The following is a 21,702-nucleotide window of genomic DNA, read 5'->3' on the forward strand; positions in this document are numbered from 1 at the left end:
GAGTTAGTTCACTCGAAAAAGCAGCCCATAAAGGGGAGGGAACATCGATGTTTAAGAGGCTTCGGGAAGATATTGAAGTCATTTTTGAACAGGATCCAGCGGCAAGAAGTTATTTCGAAGTCATTTTGACTTACTCTGGATTACATGCAGTTTGGGCCCATCGAATTGCACATGCTTTTTATAAAAAGAATTTCTTCTTTATTGCACGTTGGATCTCGCAAGTTAGTCGTTTCTTTACTGGTATTGAGATTCATCCAGGAGCAACAATTGGTCGTCGTTTTTTCATAGACCATGGAATGGGGGTTGTAATTGGAGAAACGTGCGAAATTGGTGATAATGTAACGATCTATCAAGGTGTTACATTAGGTGGTACGGGTAAAGAAAAGGGGAAGAGGCACCCTACAATTCAGGATAATGTATTAATTGCAACAGGTGCTAAAGTACTAGGTTCTATTACAGTCGGAGAGAATTCTAAAATTGGAGCAGGGTCTGTCGTATTAAAAGAAGTGCCCGCACATTCTACAGTTGTAGGTATACCTGGCCGAGTCGTTGTTCAAAATGGAGTAAAGATCGGTCAAGAATTAAATCATTCTGACCTTCCAGACCCAATTTTTGATAAGTTAAAGATTATGGAAGTAGAACTTGATAAATTGAAAAAACAACTTGAAGTAAAGGGAGAAAGGAAGGATAAAAATGACTATTCACATTTATAATACGTTAACGCGTCAAAAAGAAGAGTTTACTCCATTAGAAGAAAATAAGGTAAAGATGTATGTGTGTGGACCTACAGTTTATAACTATATTCACATTGGGAATGCAAGACCACCTATGGTATTTGATACGGTACGCCGTTATTTAGAATATAAAGGGTATGATGTGCAGTATGTATCTAACTTTACTGACGTAGATGATAAATTAATTAAAGCAGCAAATGAATTAGGTGAAGATGTGCCGACAATTGCTGACCGTTTCGTTGAAGCGTATTTTGAAGATGTAACGGCACTAGGTTGCAAACATGCAACAGTTCATCCCCGTGTAACGGAAAATATGGATATCATTATTGAATTTATTCAAGAACTTGTGAATAAAGGATATGCATATGAATCAGAAGGTGATGTGTACTTTAGAACGAAGGAATTTGAAGGATACGGTAAATTATCGCATCAACCAATCGCCGACTTACGTCACGGTGCACGCATTGAAGTAGGAGAAAAGAAACAAGACCCTCTTGATTTTGCTTTATGGAAAGCTGCGAAAGAAGGAGAAATCTTCTGGGAAAGCCCTTGGGGTAAAGGTCGTCCAGGCTGGCATATTGAATGCTCGGCAATGGCGCGTAAATACTTAGGAGATACAATCGATATTCATGCTGGTGGTCAAGACTTGGCATTTCCTCATCATGAGAATGAAATTGCGCAGTCTGAGGCATTAACAGGAAAAACATTTGCACGTTATTGGATGCACAATGGATATATTAATATTAATAATGAGAAGATGTCTAAGTCACTGGGGAACTTCATTTTAGTTCACGATATCATTAAGCAATATGATCCACAGCTAATTAGATTCTTTATGCTATCGGTACATTACCGTCACCCAATTAATTTCAGTGAAGATTTACTACAAAGTACAAATAACGGACTGGAAAGAATTAAAACGGCTTACGGTAATTTAAAACACCGTATGGAAAGTAGTACTGATTTAACAGATCATAATGAGAAATGGTTAGCGGAACTGGAAAAATTCCAGACTGCATTTGAAGAAGCAATGAATGATGACTTCAACACTGCTAATGCAATCACTGAGTTATATAATTTAGCAAATCATGCAAATCAATATTTACTGGAAGAACATACGTCTACAGTTGTAATTGAAGCATACGTAAAACAACTTGAAACATTATTTGATATTTTAGGGTTAGAATTAGCGCAAGAAGAGTTGCTTGATGAAGAAATTGAGGTACTTATTCAAAAGCGCATTGAAGCTCGTAAAAATCGTGATTTTGCATTATCGGATCAAATTCGCGATGATTTAAAAGACCGTAATATTATTTTAGAAGATACCGCTCAAGGTACAAGATGGAAAAGAGGATAAGAATGATTGATGCAAAGCAATTAAACAGCTTAGCGTTAGCATATATGGGTGATGCGGTATATGAACAATATATCCGCTATCACCTACTTCAAAAAGGGAAAGTTCGTCCTAATCAATTGCATCGATTAGGGACAAGCTTTGTTTCGGCAAAAGCACAGGCGAAAGTTGTTTATCATTTATTAGAGACGGCATTTTTAACAGAGGAAGAAGAGGCGGTACTAAGAAGAGGGCGTAATGCAAATTCAGGTACTGTTCCGAAGAATACTGATGTACAAACATATCGATATAGTACAGCCTTTGAAGCGCTAATTGGCTATCATCACTTATTAAATAATCGTGAAAGATTAGACGAAATTGTATATAAGGCAATTGATGTTTTAGAAGAAAAGGAAGGGGGCACATCATCATGAGTAGTGAATATATTATCGGACGTAACCCTGTAATTGAAGCGTTACGATCAGGAAGAGATATTAATAAAATTTGGATCGCGGAAGGTGCTGCCAAAGGACAAATACAAATTGTACTAGCACTAGCGAAAGAAAATAAGATTATTTTACAACATGCACCAAAGAAGAAGTTAGATCAATTAGTTGAGGGGAACCATCAAGGTGTAATTGCTCAAGTGGCTGCATATCAATACGCTGAGCTAGAAGATCTATTTAAAGTAGCAGAGAAGCGTAACGAAGATCCGTTCTTCTTAATTTTAGATGAAATTGAAGACCCGCATAACCTAGGTTCTATTATGCGTACTGCGGATGCAACGGGAGCTCATGGAATTATTATTCCGAAAAGAAGAGCTGTGGGACTTACTGCATCAGTTGCGAAAGCATCGACTGGAGCGATTGAATATATTCCTGTTGCACGTGTAACGAATTTATCTCGTACAATCGATGAATTAAAAGAACGTGGACTTTGGATTGCTGGTACAGATGCAAAAGGGAAAACGGATTACCGCAATTTAGATGGTAAAATGCCAATTGGATTAGTAATTGGAAGTGAAGGAAAAGGTATGAGTCGTATTATTGGTGAAAAATGTGATTTCCTAATTACTTTACCGATGGTCGGTAAAGTTACATCCTTAAATGCTTCAGTAGCCGCAAGTTTGTTAATGTATGAGGTATATCGTAAGCGTCACGAAATTGGTAAATAAAAAATGAACGATATTTTAATCGTTGACGGTTACAACATTATCGGAGCTTGGGGAGACTTGAAGAAACTACGGGATGTAGATTTGCAATCATCAAGGGATGCACTGATTGATAAGATGGCGGATTACCAAGGTTACACAGGTACAAAGGTAATGATAGTTTTTGATGCTTATACGGTCCAAGGTATTGAAAAAAAGATGAAACAATCGCGTGTGGAAGTCATATTCACGAGAAAGAATCAAACTGCAGATGAAAAGATAGAGCAACTAGCGATTGAGCTTAGAAATATAAATACGCAAATATATGTTGCGACTTCTGATTATACGGAACAATGGGTTATATTTGCGCAAGGTGCTCTTCGGAAATCTGCACGTGAATTAGAGTTGGAAGTACAAGCGATGGAGCAACAAGTAAGAAGGCGTACACAAGACACAAAAGAAAAGCAACCCGCCATGCGAAAGATATTTAGTAAAGATATTACAGAAAAATTAGAAAAATTAAGAAGAGGAGAGCGTTGAAGCATTGACGCTCTTTATCTTTTTACTGTATAATATTGCTAAATAAATAGCGGTCGGAGGGATCAAGGTGGAAGCAGGCTTCGTAAGTGTAGGCGACGTTACATTTCGTGATTTAGAGGATGAGGCAATCGTTGAGTTAGTTCGAAAAGGTAATACTGACGCTCTAGAATATTTGATTCACAAATATAAGAACTTTGTTCGCGCGAAATCAAGATCTTATTTCTTAGTGGGTGCCGATCGAGAAGATATTGTTCAAGAAGGTATGATTGGATTGTTTAAAGCGATTCGTGATTATAAAGAGGACAAGCTGTCTTCATTCAAAGCATTTGCTGAACTGTGTATCACTCGGCAAATTATTACCGCTATTAAAACAGCAACAAGGCAAAAACATATTCCGTTAAATTCGTATGTGTCTCTAGATAAACCGATTTATGATGAGGAATCTGATCGGACATTATTAGATGTTATTTCGGAAGCGAAGGTAACGGATCCTGAAGAAATGATTATAAGCCAGGAAGAATATACAGACATAGAATCTAAAATATCTGAATTATTAAGCGATTTAGAAAGAAAAGTGCTTTCTTTATATCTAGATGGTCGTTCTTATCAAGAGATTTCGGAACAGTTAAATCGACATGTGAAATCTATTGATAACGCTTTACAGAGGGTGAAGCGGAAATTGGAACGATATATGGAAATGAGAGAGAGTACCACTTTAAATTCATAACAAATGCTACAGGTGTAAAAAATCACCTGTTTTCTTTTTGTAGAGAGTACAAAAGGCATGTCATTGACATTGTCTTTTGTTGTATGATACATTTTTAGGGACATAATGTTACAAGGTTGGTGTAACTAATGAGGAAAAAAGTTGTACTCTCATGTGAAGAGTGTAAAAATCGAAACTACTCTACGATGAAAGATACGAGCTCAGTAGAGCGACTTGAAATAAAGAAGTTTTGTAAAACATGCAATCAGCATACAGTTCACAAGGAAACAAAATAAATAATTGAAATAATACACTGGAGGTCCCGTAGATGCGTTTAACGAACTTTTTCGGCGATGTAGGTCGCGAAATGAAAAAAGTAAGTTGGCCTAAAAAAGATGAATTACTCCGTTCAACAGCGACTGTTATCGCTACAGTTGTCTTCTTTGCGATTTTCTTCGCAGTGGTTGATATGGGCATTTCTTCTTTAATTCGGTTAATTCTTGGTTAATTCTTGAATAAGAAGCACTTATCCATGATATAATGTTATTTATAAGAACTGTGTAAAAGCCCGGTGAACGGGTTTTTTCATTTGCGCAAAAAAATGTACGTCAGGGAGGGAAGGACGCTCGTCCTAAATGAATGGAAAAAAGTTGGTATGTTGTCCATACTTATTCTGGATATGAAAATAAAGTAAAAGCAAACCTAGAGAAGCGTGTAGAATCAATGGGTATGCAAGATAAAATTTTCCGTGTTGTTGTCCCGGAAGAAGTAGAAGTAGAAATGAAAAACGGCAAAGAAAAATTAATGAAAAGAAAAGTGTTCCCAGGTTATGTATTAGTAGAATTAATCATGACTGATGACTCTTGGTATGTTGTACGTAACACGCCAGGTGTAACTGGGTTCGTTGGTTCTTCTGGTTCTGGATCTAAACCATCACCTCTATTAGAAGAGGAAGTTGTTACCATTATGAAGCATATGGGAATGGATAACGAAGTGGTTGATTTCGACTTTGAACTTCATGAGACAGTGCGTGTAAATGAGGGGCCATTCGCAGATTATACAGGTGCTATTGAAGAAATTGATGTGGAGAAGAAAAAGGTTAGCGTGCTTGTGGACATGTTTGGTCGCGAGACTCCAGTTGAGCTTGACTTCCATCAAATTGAAAAATTATAAAATGAAACTTGAAATGAATTGTAAAAAGTGATAATATCTTTTAAGTCAGTACGTCTTCGTTACCGGAGACGTTTTTTGAAAGATTTTATCCTTACAGATAAAATATGACGTGGGAGGGCAAATCACTGTCCAATTGACCACATCACGGACTTAAGGAGGTGTGTCTCGTGGCTAAAAAGGTAATTAAAATGGTAAAGCTTCAAATTCCTGCAGGTAAAGCTAACCCAGCTCCACCAGTTGGTCCAGCATTAGGACAAGCAGGTGTTAACATCATGGGCTTCTGTAAAGAGTTTAACGCTCGTACAGCTGATCAAGCTGGTCTTATCATCCCTGTTGAAATTACGGTATTTGAGGACCGTTCATTCACTTTTATTACTAAAACTCCTCCTGCTGCTGTTCTTCTTAAGAAAGTAGCTGGTATTGAGTCTGGTTCTGGTGAACCAAACCGTAATAAAGTGGCAACTGTTAAGCGTGATAAAGTACGCGAAATCGCTGAAACTAAAATGCCTGACCTAAACGCTGCTAGTGTAGAAGCTGCAATGCGTATGGTTGAAGGTACTGCACGCAGTATGGGCATCGTTATCGAAGACTAATTCGATTTGTTTTTAAAAAAGGTTGCGGGTCTGGAATTCCAATTCGCAACCTTTATTATCGTAAATGATTATCGTTTTTAAATAAATGGATGGCGCGCATCCTCAGGTTATACCTGAAAATAAGCGTAAACGTGGGAGGTTATTCCGCTAAAACCACATTCGAGGAGGAAATAAAAATGGCTAAAAGAGGTAAAAAGTACGTAGAAGCTGCAAAGCTTGTTGATCGTGCAACTGCTTACTCTGCAACAGAAGCAGTAGAATTAGTAAAGAAAACAAACACAGCTAAATTTGATGCGACTGTAGAAGTTGCATTCCGTTTAGGTGTTGACCCTAAGAAAGCTGACCAACAAATCCGTGGTGCAGTTGTTCTTCCACACGGTACTGGTAAAGTACAACGTGTATTAGTATTCGCTAAAGGTGAAAAGGCTAAAGAAGCTGAAGCTGCTGGAGCTGACTTCGTAGGCGATGCTGATTACATCGGTAAAATCCAACAAGGTTGGTTCGATTTCGATGTAGTAGTAGCAACTCCTGACATGATGGGTGAAGTTGGTAAACTGGGTCGCGTATTAGGACCTAAAGGTTTAATGCCAAACCCTAAAACTGGAACAGTTACTTTCGATGTAACTAAAGCTGTTAACGAAATCAAAGCTGGTAAAGTTGAATACCGCGTTGATAAAGCTGGTAACATCCACGTTCCAATCGGTAAAGTATCTTTCGAAGATGCTAAATTAGTAGAAAACTTCGGAACAATTGCTGACACTTTACAAAAAGTTAAGCCAGCTGCTGCAAAAGGTACTTACATGAAGAACGTAACAGTTGCTTCTACAATGGGACCTGGCGTACGTGTAGACGTTTCTACATTAGCGTAAATTTTGGAAGTTGACTTCATAAAGAAGTTTTTATATAATCATTTATGTTGTGAATTTAATTAGTGTACCGTAGACAGTAGGTGTCAATAGACTTAATTTCCTACCTAGGTGTTAATATACGAAACGGAAATTTTTTCTGTGACTATATGCCTCCATGTCTACAAGTTGGGCATGGAGGTTTTTAGTGCACTTTCGGTACATCTTCTATATAATCTACAGGAGGTGTAATAACATGAGCAAAGTAATCGAAACTAAACAACAAGTTGTAACTGAAATCGCGGACAAACTTCGCGAAAGTAAATCTACAATCGTTGTTGACTACCGTGGTTTAACAGTTTCTGAAGTAACAGAATTACGTAAAAACTTACGTGAAGCTGGCGTTGAGTTCAAAGTTTACAAAAACTCTTTAACTCGTCGTGCTGCAGAATCTGCTGAAATGGCTGAGTTAAACGAATTCTTAACAGGACCAAACGCAATCGCGTTCAGTAACGAGGATGTAGTTGCTCCTGCGAAAGTATTAAACGACTTCGCTACAAAACATGAAGCTTTAGAAATTAAAGCTGGTGTAATCGAAGGTAAACTTGTAACACTTGATGAGGTTAAAGCTATCGCTACTCTTCCATCACGTGAAGGCTTACTTTCTATGCTTCTTAGCGTTCTTCAAGCTCCAATCCGTAACCTTGCACTTGCTACTAAAGCAGTTGCAGAACAAAAGGAAGAGCAAGGCGCTTAATTTTTTAAAAGATAATTACTTGTTATCTATAAAACAATACAAACCTATTTAAGGGAGGATATTTACAATGACTAAAGAACAAATCATTGAAGCAGTTAAATCTATGACTGTATTAGAACTTAACGACTTAGTAAAAGCTATCGAGGAAGAATTCGGCGTAACTGCTGCTGCTCCTGTAGCTGTAGCTGGTGGCGCTGGTGAAGCTGCTGCTGAGAAAACTGAATTTGACGTAGTACTTGCAAGTGCTGGCGCTCAAAAAATCAAAGTTATCAAAGCTGTACGTGAAATCACTGGTCTTGGCTTAAAAGAAGCTAAAGAATTAGTTGACAACACTCCAAAAGCAATCAAAGAAGGCGTTTCTAAAGAGGAAGCTGAAGAAATGAAAGCTAAACTTGAAGAAGTTGGCGCTGCTGTAGAAGTTAAGTAATTAACTTTTGATGCTTTAAAAAAGCTCGCTCTCATGCGAGCTTTTTTTTTAACTGTAAAGAAAAGAGGTGGCCATATGGCAGACCATTATTTTTCTAACGACCCTTCTAGTAAAAGTGATCGTAAGCGATGGGAATTTCCGCTTCGTGGATCTCGATTTACTTTCTTATCTGACCGTGGGGTGTTCTCGAAAAACGAAGTGGACTTTGGTTCTCGTCTTTTAATTGAAGCGTTTCAAGTGCCAGATATTAAAGGTGATATATTAGACGTAGGTTGTGGATATGGACCAATTGGTTTATCGTTGGCGAAAGAGTTTCAAGACCGTAAAGTTCACATGGTGGATGTGAATGAAAGGGCGCTTGAGCTTGCGAAAGAAAATGCCGCTAACAATAGAATTGGAAATGTACACATTTTTCAAAGTAGCGTCTATGAAAATGTAGATGGTATGTATGCTGCTATTCTATCTAATCCTCCAATTCGTGCAGGTAAAGATATCGTGCATGAGATTTTAGAAAAGGCTGTAGAGTATTTAGTTCCAGGTGGAGAGTTGTGGATTGTTATTCAAAAGAAGCAAGGTGCACCATCTGCACTGAAGAAACTAGAAGAAGTATTTTCTGAAGTCGAAGTTGTAGAAAAGAAAAAAGGATATTATATCATAAAATCAAAAAAACGTTGACGGTTATTTTTGGCTATGTTAACATTATACAATGCCAATATATGATTTTCTGCGTTGAGAAAGATGTATATTTTTGTTTCTCTTGGAAAAGATAGTAAAATCAGCAGATTATGAAACAGAATGATGGTTTTCTTATAGAAGCCATTTTTCTTTTTTGAGCAGGTAGAAAGACTCAACGTATTTATCTTTAAGAGAAAAAAACTACGCTAATAGCAGTAGTTGTATTTATTTGTGATTTTGCACAAATTTTTTTGTGCATTTATAATACTCATGATTTGAGGGGTGAAGCAGTTGACAGGTCAACTAGTTCAATACGGACGCCACCGCCAACGAAGAAGTTATGCCCGTATTAGTGAAGTATTAGAGTTACCAAATCTTATCGAAATTCAAACCTCTTCTTATCAGTGGTTTCTTGATGAGGGTTTGCGAGAAATGTTCCAGGACATTTCTCCGATCGAAGACTTTACGGGAAATCTATCGCTTGAATTTATCGACTACAGCTTAGGTGAACCTAAATACTCTGTAGACGAATGCAAAGAGCGTGATGTGACGTATGCAGCACCACTTCGTGTAAAAGTGCGTCTAATCAACAAGGAAACTGGTGAAGTAAAAGAACAAGATGTGTTCATGGGAGATTTCCCACTCATGACAGAGACTGGAACATTCGTAATTAACGGTGCAGAACGTGTTATCGTTTCCCAGTTAGTTCGCTCTCCAAGCGTATACTATAGTGGCAAAGTGGATAAAAACGGAAAACGTGGTTTTACTGCTACTGTAATTCCAAACCGCGGAGCTTGGTTAGAGTATGAAACAGATGCTAAGGATGTTGTATATGTGCGTATTGACCGTACGCGTAAACTTCCTGTAACTGTTTTGTTACGCGCATTAGGGTTTGGCTCTGATCAAGAAATCACCGAGCTTTTAGGTGATAACGAATACTTAAGCAACACATTAGAAAAAGACAACACAGATAGCACAGAGAAAGCATTGCTTGAAATTTATGAGCGTCTACGCCCTGGTGAACCACCAACAGTAGAAAATGCAAAGAGCTTACTTGTGTCTCGTTTCTTTGATCCGAAGCGCTATGATTTAGCAAATGTAGGTCGCTATAAGATCAACAAAAAGCTACACATTAAAAACAGATTGTTTAATCAACGTTTAGCTGAAACATTAGTGGATCCAGAAACTGGTGAAATTTTAGCGGCAGAAGGAACAATCTTAGATCGTCGTACACTTGATCGCATTTTACCTTACTTAGAGAAAAACATTGGATTCAAAACAGCGAAACCAATGGGTGGAGTGGTAGAAGGCGATGTTGAGCTGCAATCTATTAAGATTTATGCTCCTGAGTCAGAAGGCGAACGCGTAATTAATGTAATTGGTAATGCAAATATTACTCGCGATGTAAAACACATCACACCAGGTGATATCCTTGCTTCTATCAGTTACTTCTTCAACCTACTATACAAAGTGGGGGATACAGATGATATCGACCATTTAGGAAACCGTCGTCTGCGTTCTGTTGGAGAACTATTACAAAATCAATTCCGTATCGGTCTTTCTCGTATGGAACGTGTTGTTCGTGAGAGAATGTCGATTCAAGATACAAATGCAATTACACCACAAGCGTTAATTAACATTCGCCCGGTTATTGCATCTATTAAAGAGTTCTTCGGAAGTTCTCAGTTATCTCAGTTCATGGATCAAACAAACCCATTAGCAGAGTTAACTCACAAACGAAGACTATCTGCATTAGGACCCGGTGGTTTAACGCGTGAGCGCGCAGGCTTTGAAGTGCGTGACGTTCACTACTCTCACTATGGTCGTATGTGTCCGATTGAAACACCAGAGGGACCAAACATCGGTTTGATTAACTCATTATCATCGTTCGCGAAAGTAAATGAGTTTGGTTTCATTGAAACACCATACCGTCGTGTTGATCCAGAATCTGGTCTTGTAACAGGGCAGGTTGATTACTTAACAGCAGATGAAGAAGATAATTATGTTGTAGCCCAAGCGAATATGAAATTATCTGAAGAAGGAGAATTCCTTAGCGAAGATATCGTAGCTCGTTTCCGTGGTGAAAACATTGTCACAAATAAAGAACGCATCGACTACATGGATGTATCTCCAAAACAAGTAGTGTCGGCAGCGACAGCTTGTATTCCGTTCTTAGAAAACGATGACTCTAACCGCGCACTTATGGGAGCGAACATGCAACGTCAGGCGGTTCCGTTAATGAATCCGGAATCTCCGATTGTAGGTACAGGTATGGAGTACGTATCAGCAAAAGACTCAGGTGCTGCAGTAATCTGTAAACATCCTGGTGTTGTTGAACGCGTAGAAGCACGTGAAGTTTGGGTACGTCGCTATGTAGAAGTTGACGGTCAAACAGTAAAAGGCGACTTAGATCGCTACAAAATGCAAAAATTCATTCGTTCTAACCAAGGAACTTGCTACAACCAACGTCCAATCGTAAGTGTTGGAAATGAAGTTGTAAAAGGTGAGATTCTTGCGGATGGTCCTTCTATGGAATTAGGTGAACTAGCACTTGGACGTAACGTGCTTGTTGGCTTCATGACTTGGGACGGTTATAACTACGAGGATGCGATCATTATGAGTGAGCGCCTTGTAAAAGATGATGTGTACACTTCTATTCATATTGAAGAATATGAGTCAGAAGCTCGTGATACGAAGCTTGGACCAGAAGAAATTACACGTGACATTCCAAACGTTGGGGAAGATGCATTACGCAACCTTGACGAGCGCGGTATCATTCGCGTTGGTGCGGAAGTAAAAGATGGAGATTTACTTGTTGGTAAAGTAACACCTAAAGGTGTAACAGAATTAACAGCTGAAGAACGTCTATTACATGCTATCTTTGGAGAAAAAGCACGTGAAGTACGTGATACATCACTACGTGTACCACACGGTGGTGGCGGTATTATCTTAGACGTAAAAGTATTCAACCGTGAAGATGGCGATGAATTGCCACCAGGCGTGAATCAACTTGTACGTGCATATATCGTTCAAAAACGTAAAATCTCTGAAGGTGACAAGATGGCCGGACGTCACGGTAACAAAGGTGTTATCTCTCGTATTTTACCAGAAGAAGATATGCCTTACTTACCAGACGGTACGCCAATCGATATCATGTTAAACCCATTAGGGGTACCATCTCGTATGAATATCGGTCAGGTATTAGAGCTTCATCTTGGTATGGCAGCAAGATACCTTGGTATTCACATTGCAACACCAGTATTCGATGGTGCTCGTGAGGAAGATGTTTGGGGCACGATTGAAGAAGCTGGTATGGCAAATGACGCGAAAACAATCCTGTATGACGGACGTACTGGTGAACCATTCGATAACCGCGTATCTGTTGGTGTCATGTATATGATCAAACTTGCGCACATGGTTGACGATAAACTTCATGCTCGTTCTACTGGACCATACTCACTTGTAACGCAGCAGCCTCTTGGAGGTAAAGCTCAGTTCGGTGGACAGCGTTTCGGTGAGATGGAGGTTTGGGCACTTGAAGCTTACGGTGCTGCTTATACTCTTCAAGAAATCTTAACAGTGAAGTCTGATGATGTTGTTGGACGTGTTAAGACGTATGAAGCAATTGTTAAAGGCGAAAATGTTCCAGAACCAGGCGTTCCTGAATCATTCAAAGTATTGATTAAAGAGCTGCAAAGTTTAGGTATGGACGTTAAAATGATGTCTAGCGACGATAAAGAAATCGAAATGCGTGATACAGAAGATGACGATGATCATCAATCAGCAGATAAATTGAATGTCGAAGTTGAGGCAACTAAAGAATAATTGGGATAACCTGTAGACTAAAAGGGAGGTAGGCCCCTTGATAGATGTAAATAACTTTGAATATATGAAGATTGGACTTGCTTCACCTGACAAGATTCGTTCTTGGTCATACGGTGAAGTTAAGAAACCAGAAACAATTAACTATCGTACGTTAAAGCCTGAAAAAGATGGCTTGTTCTGTGAGCGTATTTTCGGACCACAAAAGGACTGGGAATGTCATTGCGGAAAATACAAACGTGTACGTTATAAAGGTGTAGTTTGTGATCGATGTGGCGTTGAAGTAACGCGTGCAAAAGTTCGTCGTGAACGTATGGGTCATATCGAATTAGCTGCTCCTGTATCTCATATTTGGTATTTCAAAGGTATCCCGAGCCGCATGGGACTTGTCTTAGACATGTCCCCTCGCGCGCTTGAAGAAGTAATTTATTTCGCTTCTTATGTTGTAACAGAAAGTGGAGATACACCACTTGATAAGAAGCAATTACTTTCTGAAAAAGAATACCGTGCATATCGTGATCGATATGGTAGCACATTCCAAGCTGCTATGGGTGCGGAAGCGATTAAAAAGCTACTACAAGACATCGATTTAGATAAAGAAGTAGACTTCTTAAAAGAAGAATTAAAAACAGCGCAAGGACAACGCCGTACTCGTGCTATTAAACGTCTAGAAGTATTAGAAGCATTCCGTAACTCTGGAAATCACCCATCTTGGATGATCCTAGATGTTCTTCCAGTTATCCCACCAGAACTACGCCCAATGGTACAGTTGGATGGTGGACGTTTTGCTACTTCTGACTTAAACGACTTATACCGTCGTGTAATTAACCGTAATAATCGTTTAAAACGTCTATTGGACTTAGGTGCACCAAGCATCATCGTTCAAAACGAAAAACGTATGTTACAAGAAGCTGTAGACGCATTAATCGATAATGGTCGCCGTGGCCGTCCAGTTACTGGACCAGGTAACCGTCCATTAAAATCACTATCTCACATGCTTAAAGGTAAACAAGGACGTTTCCGTCAAAACTTATTAGGTAAACGTGTTGACTACTCTGGCCGTTCTGTAATCGTTGTAGGACCGAACTTAAAGATGTACCAATGTGGATTACCAAAAGAAATGGCGCTTGAATTGTTTAAGCCTTTCGTTATGAAAGAGTTAGTTGGAAAAGGTTTAGCACACAACATTAAGAGTGCTAAACGTAAAATCGAGCGTGTACAACCTGAAGTTTGGGACGTTTTAGAATCTGTGATCAAAGAGCATCCAGTACTTCTAAACCGCGCACCAACACTTCACCGTCTTGGTATCCAGGCGTTTGAACCTACATTAGTAGAAGGTCGCGCAATTCGTCTTCACCCACTTGTATGTACTGCATACAACGCGGACTTTGACGGTGACCAAATGGCAGTTCACGTACCGTTATCATCAGAGGCACAAGCAGAAGCTCGTATTCTTATGTTAGCGGCACAAAACATCTTGAATCCAAAAGACGGAAAACCAGTTGTTACTCCATCTCAGGATATGGTATTAGGTAACTACTACTTAACACTTGAGCGTGAAGGCGCAATCGGTGAAGGTATGGTCTTCAAAGATGCAAACGAAGCAATACTTGCATACCAAAATGGATATGTACATCTGCACACACGTGTTGCAGTTGCTGCAAGTTCAGTAAATAATGTAACATTTACTGAAGAGCAAAAAGGTAAGCTTCTATTAACAACAGTTGGTAAATTAATATTTAACGAAATCTTACCAGAGTCGTTCCCTTATATTAATGAACCGACAAACTCAAACCTTGAAAAAGAAACACCAGCGGAGTATTTCGTTGAAAAAGGTGCGAACATTAAAGAAATTATTGCTAGTCGCGAAGAAGTGGCGCCATTTAGCAAGAAGATCCTTGGTAACATCATTGCGGAAGTATTCAAACGTTTCCAAATTACGGAAACATCTCGCATGCTTGACCGCATGAAAAACTTAGGATTTAAGTACTCTACAAAAGCTGGTATTACAGTTGGGGTATCTGACATTCTTGTATTAGGCGAAAAAGATGAAATTCTCCATGAAGCACAAGCAAAAGTAGATAATGTAATTAAACAATTCCGTCGCGGTTTAATCACGGAAGAAGAACGTTACGATCGCGTTATCTCTATTTGGAGTAATGCAAAAGATGTTATCCAAGGAAAACTGATGAAATCCTTGAATAAACGCAACCCAATCTTCATGATGAGTGATTCCGGTGCCCGTGGTAACGCATCGAACTTTACTCAGCTTGCTGGTATGCGTGGTCTGATGGCCAATCCATCTGGTCGTATTATCGAACTTCCAATTAAATCAAGTTTCCGTGAAGGTTTAACAGTACTTGAGTACTTCATCTCTACGCATGGTGCGCGTAAAGGTCTTGCCGATACAGCACTTAAAACTGCCGATTCTGGTTACTTAACACGTCGTCTTGTAGACGTTGCACAAGATGTAATTGTCCGTGAAGATGATTGTGGAACAGATCGTGGTCTATTAATTGGTGCGATTAAAGAGGGTAATGAAGTAATTGAGTCATTATATGATCGTCTTGTTGGACGTTTTGCAAGAAAAACTGTAAAACATCCTGAAACAGGTGAAGTATTAGTTAGTGAAAACCAACTAATTACTGAAGATATTGCTCATATCGTTGAAAATTCGGGTGTTGAAACTGTAAACATTCGTTCAGCGTTCACGTGTAACACTCGCCACGGTGTATGTAAGAAGTGTTACGGTCGTAACTTAGCAACTGGTACAGACGTAGAAGTAGGAGAAGCGGTAGGTATTATCGCAGCTCAATCTATCGGTGAGCCAGGTACACAGTTAACGATGCGTACGTTCCATACAGGTGGGGTTGCCGGAGATGATATCACTCAAGGTTTACCTCGTATCCAAGAGATCTTCGAAGCTCGTAACCCGAAAGGTCAGGCAGTTATCAGTGAAATCGATGGTGTTATCGCAGCGATTAACGATGTTAAAGATCGCCAAGAAGTAGTTGTACAGGGTGAAGTTGAAGCTCGTACGTATGCTATTCCTTACGGTGCGCGTCTGAAAGTAACTCTAGGACAGCCAATTAGCCACGGTAAAGAGTTAACAGAAGGTTCTATTGATCCGAAAGAATTACTAAAAGTAACGGACATTACGGCGGTTCAAGAATACTTACTACGTGAAGTTCAAAAAGTATACCGTATGCAAGGGGTAGAAATTGGTGACAAACACGTAGAAGTAATGGTACGTCAAATGTTACGTAAAGTTCGTGTAAGTGATGCGGGTGAAACAGATGTATTACCAGGAACACTACTAGATATCCATCAGTTTACTGATGCAAATGCGAAGGTGTTACTGAAAGGTAAACAACCAGCAACGGCTAGACCTGTTCTACTTGGTATTACAAAAGCTTCACTTGAAACTGATTCATTCTTATCTGCAGCATCGTTCCAAGAAACGACACGTGTCTTAACTGATGCAGCGATTAAGGGTAAACGCGATGAGCTTCTAGGATTGAAAGAAAATGTTATTATCGGTAAACTTGTTCCTGCTGGAACAGGTATGAATCGTTATCGCAAAGTGGATCTTGTAAAAACAACACAAGGTGACATGAATGTAGAAAACGATGAAGTTTATGTGGAACAGTAAAATTTTCCGTCGTAAATTTTGTATAAAAACAGTTAATCCTAGTTGACATTGTATGAGTCAAAATGTTACTATAATCAAGGTTGCTCCTGAACGATGCTTTGGAGGATATTTATATGTCTTATCAAAAAGTGTCAAATGCTGAAAATGTAGTCGTTGGTCATAAACGCACATTGGAGGCAATCAAAAATGGTATAGTTAAAGAAGTTGTTATTGCGGAAGATGCTGATATGCGGTTAACCCATATGATTATTCGTACCGCCTTGCAACATAACATACCCATAACCAAAGTTGAATCAGTTCGTAAGCTTGGAAAAGTTTCGGGGATTCAAGTGGGAGCTTCAGCAATAGGAATAATAAGTTAAAACTGTTTTTGTGAGGAGAGAGCATTTGCTCTCCCTTGCAAAAACTTTGTTTTCAACTAATAATGAACCACCTGGATATGTGGTCATACAAACATGCGAAGGGAGGATAATCAAATGCCTACTATTAACCAATTAGTGAGAAATGGTCGTACTGATAAAGTATGGAAATCTAAATCACCTGCGTTAAACAAAGGGTTCAACTCTTTAAAGAAAAAATCAACTGATATCTCTGCACCTCAAAAACGTGGTGTATGTACTCGTGTTGGTACAATGACTCCAAAGAAACCTAACTCAGCGTTACGTAAATACGCTCGTGTACGTTTAACAAACGGTATCGAGGTTACAGCTTACATCCCAGGTATCGGTCATAACCTACAAGAGCATAGCGTAGTATTAATTCGCGGTGGTCGAGTAAAGGATTTACCAGGGGTACGTTACCACATCGTTCGTGGTGCGCTTGATACAGCTGGTGTTGACAAACGTATGCAAGGACGTTCTAAATATGGTACTAAGCGACCAAAACCTGCTAAAAAATAATAAATTTATAATGAAAGGAGGAACTCAATATGCCTCGTAAAGGACCTGTTGCGAAACGTGACGTGTTACCAGATCCAATGTACAAGTCTAAGCTAGTAACACGCCTTATCAACAAAATGATGGTTGACGGTAAAAAAGGTAAATCTCAAACAATTCTTTATAACGCTTTCGATATCGTTCGTGAACGTTCAGATAAAGACCCTATGGAAGTATTCGAGCAAGCTCTTAAGAACATCATGCCTGTTCTTGAAGTACGTGCTCGTCGTGTTGGTGGTGCTAACTACCAAGTTCCAGTTGAGGTTCGTCCAGAACGCCGTACAACTTTAGGTCTTCGCTGGTTAGTAAACTATGCTCGTCTTCGTGGTGAAAAAACTATGGAAGAGCGTCTAGCTTACGAAATCTTAGATGCAGCTAACAACGCTGGTGCATCTGTTAAGAAACGTGAAGACACTCATAAAATGGCAGAAGCTAACAAAGCATTTGCTCATTACCGTTGGTAGGATTCAACGTAAAATAAATGTAAGCATAAACCGCTTTATTTGTCGCTTATGGAAGTGTGGAGAGGGAGAATGCCTCTCCCTTTCGTTGGGCGCTCGTTTTACATAATGAGGGTACTGGACATACTGACATGTGTAACAATATAAAGTGGCTTTTTTGCTACTTAAAATAAAAAAATCCAATCCATATATGGAAGGAGCAAGACACCAAATGACAAGAGAGTTCTCTTTAGAAAACACTCGTAATATTGGTATCATGGCTCACATCGATGCTGGTAAAACAACAGCAACTGAGCGTATTCTGTATTATACAGGACGTATTCATAAAATCGGTGAAACTCATGAAGGTGCATCTCAGATGGACTGGATGGAGCAAGAGCAAGAGCGTGGTATCACAATTACTTCTGCTGCAACTACAGCTCAATGGAAAGGTCACCGTGTAAACATCATTGACACTCCAGGACACGTAGACTTCACAGTAGAAGTAGAACGTTCTTTACGCGTACTTGATGGTGCGGTAGCAGTACTTGATGCACAATCTGGTGTAGAACCACAAACAGAAACTGTTTGGCGTCAGGCTACTACTTACGGTGTACCTCGTATCGTATTCGTTAACAAAATGGATAAGATTGGTGCGGATTTCTTATACTCTGTAGGAACAATCCACGATCGTTTACAAGCAAACGCACACCCAATTCAGTTACCAATCGGTGCTGAAGATGAGTTCAATGGTATCATTGACCTTGTTGAAGAATGTGCTTACATGTACGGTAACGATTTAGGAACAGACATCGAGCGTGTTGAAATTCCTGAAGAGCACAAAGAATTAGCTGCAGAATACCGTGGAAAGCTTATTGAAGCGGTAGCTGAGCTTGATGAAGAAATGATGATGAAGTACCTAGAAGGTGAAGAAATCACTGTAGAAGAGCTTAAAGCTGGTATCCGTAAGGCTACAACTTCTGTAGAATTCTTCCCAGTAATCTGTGGTTCTGCATTCAAAAATAAAGGTGTTCAAATTCTGTTAGACGCAGTTATCGACTACCTACCATCTCCATTAGATGTACCAGCTATTAAAGGTACTCTTCCGGATACAGATGAAGAAATCGAACGTAAGTCTAGCGATGAAGAACCATTCGCAGCTTTAGCATTCAAAATCATGACTGATCCTTATGTTGGTAAGTTAACGTTCTTCCGTGTGTATTCTGGTGTGTTAAACTCTGGATCATACGTGAAAAACTCAACTAAAGGTAAGCGTGAGCGTGTAGGTCGTATCCTACAAATGCACGCTAACAGCCGTGAAGAGATTTCAACAGTTTATGCTGGTGATATCGCTGCTGCTGTAGGTTTAAAAGATACTACTACTGGTGATACTCTTTGTGATGAGAAGAGTCTTGTTATCCTTGAGTCTATGGAATTCCCAGAGCCAGTTATCTCTGTAGCTATCGAACCAAAATCTAAAGCTGACCAAGATAAAATGGGTACAGCATTATCTAAGCTTTCTGAAGAAGATCCAACATTCCGTGCTCACACTGACCAAGAAACTGGCCAAACAATCATCGCTGGTATGGGTGAACTTCACCTTGATATCATCGTTGACCGTATGCGCCGTGAATTCAAAGTGGAAGCAAACGTTGGTGCTCCTCAGGTAGCATACCGTGAGACTTTCCGCGCTGCTGCGAAAGTTGAAGGTAAGTTCGCTCGTCAATCTGGTGGTCGTGGACAATTCGGTCACGTTTGGATTGAGTTTGAACCTAATGAAGAAGGTAAAGGTTTTGAATTCCAAAACAAAATCGTCGGTGGTGTAGTTCCACGTGAATACATCCCAGCTGTTGGAGCGGGTCTTGAAGACTCACTTAAAAATGGTGTACTAGCTGGTTATCCACTAGTTGACATCAAAGCTGCGTTAGTTGACGGATCTTACCATGATGTCGATTCATCTGAGATGGCGTTCAAAATCGCTGCATCTATGGCACTTAAAGCTGCGGTTTCTAAATGTAGCCCAGTAATTCTTGAGCCAATGATGAAAGTTGAAGTTGTAATTCCTGAAGAGTACATGGGTGACATTATGGGCGACGTAACATCTCGCCGTGGACGTGTAGAAGGTATGGAAGCTCGCGGTAACGCACAAGTTGTTCGCGCTATGGTTCCACTTTCTGAAATGTTCGGTTATGCAACGGCATTACGTTCTAACACTCAAGGACGCGGAACATTCTCAATGACATTTGATCATTATGAAGAAGTACCGAAGTCTGTTTCTGAAGAAATTATTAAAAAAAATAAAGGTGAATAATTGATTTTTATCGATTGTTCAAGTATAACTACTTATGTAAGCTTAGAAAGTGGGACGTAAGTTTCACTTTCTAGTCTAAATATAAAATAACCTATATAAACTAAGGAGGAATTTAGAATGGCTAAAGCTAAATTCGAACGTTCTAAACCCCATGTTAACATCGGTACAATCGGCCACGTTGACCATGGTAAAACTACATTAACTGCTGCGATCACTACAGTTCTTGCAAAAGCTGGTGGTGCTGAAGCACGCGGATACGATCAAATCGACGCTGCTCCAGAAGAAAGAGAGCGCGGAATCACAATCTCAACTGCACACGTTGAGTACGAAACTGAAACTCGTCACTATGCACACGTTGACTGCCCAGGTCACGCTGACTATGTTAAAAACATGATCACTGGTGCTGCTCAAATGGACGGCGGTATCTTAGTAGTATCTGCTGCTGATGGCCCAATGCCTCAAACACGTGAGCACATCCTTCTTTCTCGTCAAGTAGGTGTTCCTTACATCGTTGTATTCTTAAACAAATGCGACATGGTAGACGACGAAGAATTATTAGAATTAGTAGAAATGGAAGTTCGCGACCTATTATCTGAATACGGATTCCCAGGCGACGACATTCCTGTAATCAAAGGTTCTGCTCTTAAAGCTCTTCAAGGAGAAGCTGATTGGGAAGCAAAAATCATTGAATTAATGACTGAAGTTGATGCTTACATCCCAACTCCAGAACGTGAAACTGACAAACCATTCTTAATGCCTATCGAGGATGTATTCTCTATCACAGGTCGTGGTACAGTTGCAACTGGTCGTGTAGAGCGCGGAATCGTTAAAGTTGGTGACGTAGTAGAAATCATCGGTCTTGCTGAAGAAAATGCTTCTACAACTGTAACTGGTGTAGAGATGTTCCGTAAACTTCTTGACCAAGCTCAAGCTGGAGACAACATCGGTGCTTTACTTCGTGGGGTTGCTCGTGAAGACATCCAACGTGGACAAGTTCTTGCTAAAACTGGCTCTGTAAAAGCTCACGCTAAATTCAAAGCTGAAGTTTTCGTATTATCTAAAGAAGAAGGTGGACGTCACACTCCATTCTTCGCTAACTACCGTCCTCAGTTCTACTTCCGTACAACTGACGTAACTGGTATCATCCAATTACCAGAAGGTACTGAAATGGTAATGCCTGGTGACAACATCGAAATGACTATCGAACTTATCGCTCCAATCGCTATCGAAGAGGGAACTAAATTCTCTATTCGTGAAGGTGGACGTACAGTAGGTTACGGTGTAGTTGCTACAATCGTTGCTGAGTAATCTTTAAATAGATTATTAAAAAACTCAAGGGATTCTCCCTTGAGTTTTTTTATTGTTTATTAATATAGAAGGAAGAGGTGTGTTTTCTATCTTTGAATGAGTTTCTTCTATAGTATATAAAACAAGAAGTAACATCCATAAACTGTAAGTTGAATAAGAGCAGATGAAAACTTGAAATTCTTTAAAGTGCCATGTATAATAGCAAAAGTAGAGAAAAGCAGATGCAAACAAAAAGATGCTTGCATCTAGACGAATAACATTGTATAATAAACAATGTTGGTCTTTGACTGCGATGAAGTGG

Annotated in this window: 21 protein-coding genes and 1 other annotated feature; all 21 genes read left to right on the top strand. The window is 39.6% G+C overall.

The window, feature by feature from the left end; genetic code table 11:
* Nucleotides 1-47: 47 nt before the first annotated feature.
* The 21 genes from cysE (at nt 48) to tuf (ending at nt 21,401) form a co-directional block, all read left to right on the top strand.
* The gene (gene cysE, locus NHG49_RS00555) at nt 48-713 is read left to right on the top strand and encodes a serine O-acetyltransferase (RefSeq protein WP_098103321.1); all 666 of its coding nucleotides are present in this window, start codon (nt 48-50) and stop codon (nt 711-713) included.
* Entirely contained in the window at nt 694-2,091 is a 1,398-nt protein-coding gene (gene cysS, locus NHG49_RS00560) for a cysteine--tRNA ligase (RefSeq protein WP_064475097.1), read from the top strand. Before cysE ends, cysS begins: the two co-directional genes overlap by 20 nt.
* 2 nt (nt 2,092-2,093) lie before the next feature.
* The gene (locus NHG49_RS00565; RefSeq protein WP_087979119.1) at nt 2,094-2,501 is read left to right on the top strand and encodes a Mini-ribonuclease 3; all 408 of its coding nucleotides are present in this window, start codon (nt 2,094-2,096) and stop codon (nt 2,499-2,501) included.
* Nucleotides 2,498-3,241, top strand: a complete 744-nt coding sequence (gene rlmB / locus NHG49_RS00570; RefSeq protein WP_000093757.1) for a 23S rRNA (guanosine(2251)-2'-O)-methyltransferase RlmB — start codon at nt 2,498-2,500, stop codon at nt 3,239-3,241. The genes NHG49_RS00565 and rlmB overlap by 4 nt, the downstream gene beginning before the upstream one ends.
* A 3-nt stretch (nt 3,242-3,244) precedes the next feature.
* Complete coding sequence (locus NHG49_RS00575; protein ID WP_000997888.1) at nt 3,245-3,757, top strand: NYN domain-containing protein; 513 nt, start codon at nt 3,245-3,247, stop codon at nt 3,755-3,757.
* A 67-nt stretch (nt 3,758-3,824) separates the two neighbouring features.
* Nucleotides 3,825-4,484, top strand: coding sequence for an RNA polymerase factor sigma-70 (locus NHG49_RS00580; protein WP_000387198.1), 660 nt, complete (start codon nt 3,825-3,827; stop codon nt 4,482-4,484).
* 128 nt (nt 4,485-4,612) lie between these two features.
* The gene (rpmG, locus tag NHG49_RS00585) at nt 4,613-4,759 is read left to right on the top strand and encodes a 50S ribosomal protein L33 (protein ID WP_002070160.1); all 147 of its coding nucleotides are present in this window, start codon (nt 4,613-4,615) and stop codon (nt 4,757-4,759) included.
* A 32-nt stretch (nt 4,760-4,791) separates the two neighbouring features.
* Nucleotides 4,792-4,971, top strand: coding sequence for a preprotein translocase subunit SecE (gene secE / locus NHG49_RS00590; protein ID WP_001241321.1), 180 nt, complete (start codon nt 4,792-4,794; stop codon nt 4,969-4,971).
* Nucleotides 4,972-5,102: 131 nt separating this feature from the next.
* The gene (nusG, locus tag NHG49_RS00595; RefSeq protein WP_000415794.1) at nt 5,103-5,636 is read left to right on the top strand and encodes a transcription termination/antitermination protein NusG; all 534 of its coding nucleotides are present in this window, start codon (nt 5,103-5,105) and stop codon (nt 5,634-5,636) included.
* Nucleotides 5,637-5,803: 167 nt separating this feature from the next.
* A complete protein-coding gene (rplK, locus tag NHG49_RS00600; RefSeq protein WP_001085872.1) occupies nt 5,804-6,229 on the top strand; it encodes a 50S ribosomal protein L11 in 426 nt (141 codons plus the stop codon).
* Nucleotides 6,230-6,405: 176 nt separating this feature from the next.
* Nucleotides 6,406-7,098, top strand: coding sequence for a 50S ribosomal protein L1 (gene rplA, locus NHG49_RS00605; RefSeq protein ID WP_002096939.1), 693 nt, complete (start codon nt 6,406-6,408; stop codon nt 7,096-7,098).
* Between the two features lie 49 nt (nt 7,099-7,147).
* Nucleotides 7,148-7,291, top strand: a sequence feature (ribosomal protein L10 leader region).
* A 39-nt stretch (nt 7,292-7,330) separates the two neighbouring features.
* Nucleotides 7,331-7,831: a 50S ribosomal protein L10 gene (gene rplJ, locus NHG49_RS00610; protein WP_000048721.1), complete on the top strand. Its 501-nt coding sequence runs from the start codon at nt 7,331-7,333 to the stop codon at nt 7,829-7,831.
* Between the two features lie 67 nt (nt 7,832-7,898).
* On the top strand, nt 7,899-8,258 hold the full coding sequence (gene rplL / locus NHG49_RS00615) for a 50S ribosomal protein L7/L12 (protein WP_000159737.1): 360 nt from the start codon (nt 7,899-7,901) through the stop codon (nt 8,256-8,258).
* 75 nt (nt 8,259-8,333) lie between these two features.
* Entirely contained in the window at nt 8,334-8,933 is a 600-nt protein-coding gene (locus tag NHG49_RS00620) for a class I SAM-dependent methyltransferase (RefSeq protein ID WP_064475099.1), read from the top strand.
* Between the two features lie 291 nt (nt 8,934-9,224).
* Nucleotides 9,225-12,758, top strand: coding sequence for a DNA-directed RNA polymerase subunit beta (rpoB, locus tag NHG49_RS00625; protein WP_064475100.1), 3,534 nt, complete (start codon nt 9,225-9,227; stop codon nt 12,756-12,758).
* A gap of 37 nt (nt 12,759-12,795) precedes the next feature.
* On the top strand, nt 12,796-16,407 hold the full coding sequence (gene rpoC / locus NHG49_RS00630) for a DNA-directed RNA polymerase subunit beta' (protein WP_000567948.1): 3,612 nt from the start codon (nt 12,796-12,798) through the stop codon (nt 16,405-16,407).
* A gap of 113 nt (nt 16,408-16,520) precedes the next feature.
* Nucleotides 16,521-16,769 (top strand): 50S ribosomal protein L7ae-like protein, encoded by a 249-nt coding sequence (locus NHG49_RS00635; protein ID WP_000121828.1) that lies wholly within the window; start codon nt 16,521-16,523, stop codon nt 16,767-16,769.
* Between the two features lie 114 nt (nt 16,770-16,883).
* Nucleotides 16,884-17,306, top strand: coding sequence for a 30S ribosomal protein S12 (rpsL, locus tag NHG49_RS00640; protein ID WP_001142341.1), 423 nt, complete (start codon nt 16,884-16,886; stop codon nt 17,304-17,306).
* Nucleotides 17,307-17,335: 29 nt separating this feature from the next.
* The gene (gene rpsG, locus NHG49_RS00645) at nt 17,336-17,806 is read left to right on the top strand and encodes a 30S ribosomal protein S7 (RefSeq protein ID WP_001137489.1); all 471 of its coding nucleotides are present in this window, start codon (nt 17,336-17,338) and stop codon (nt 17,804-17,806) included.
* Between the two features lie 208 nt (nt 17,807-18,014).
* Nucleotides 18,015-20,093, top strand: coding sequence for an elongation factor G (fusA, locus tag NHG49_RS00650; RefSeq protein WP_000196381.1), 2,079 nt, complete (start codon nt 18,015-18,017; stop codon nt 20,091-20,093).
* A 117-nt stretch (nt 20,094-20,210) separates the two neighbouring features.
* On the top strand, nt 20,211-21,401 hold the full coding sequence (tuf, locus tag NHG49_RS00655; RefSeq protein WP_001029616.1) for an elongation factor Tu: 1,191 nt from the start codon (nt 20,211-20,213) through the stop codon (nt 21,399-21,401).
* The last annotated feature ends 301 nt before the right edge of the window (nt 21,402-21,702 follow it).

The organism is Bacillus sp. IBL03825 (assembly GCF_024712505.1).
GTDB classification, from domain to species: domain Bacteria; phylum Bacillota; class Bacilli; order Bacillales; family Bacillaceae_G; genus Bacillus_A; species Bacillus_A wiedmannii.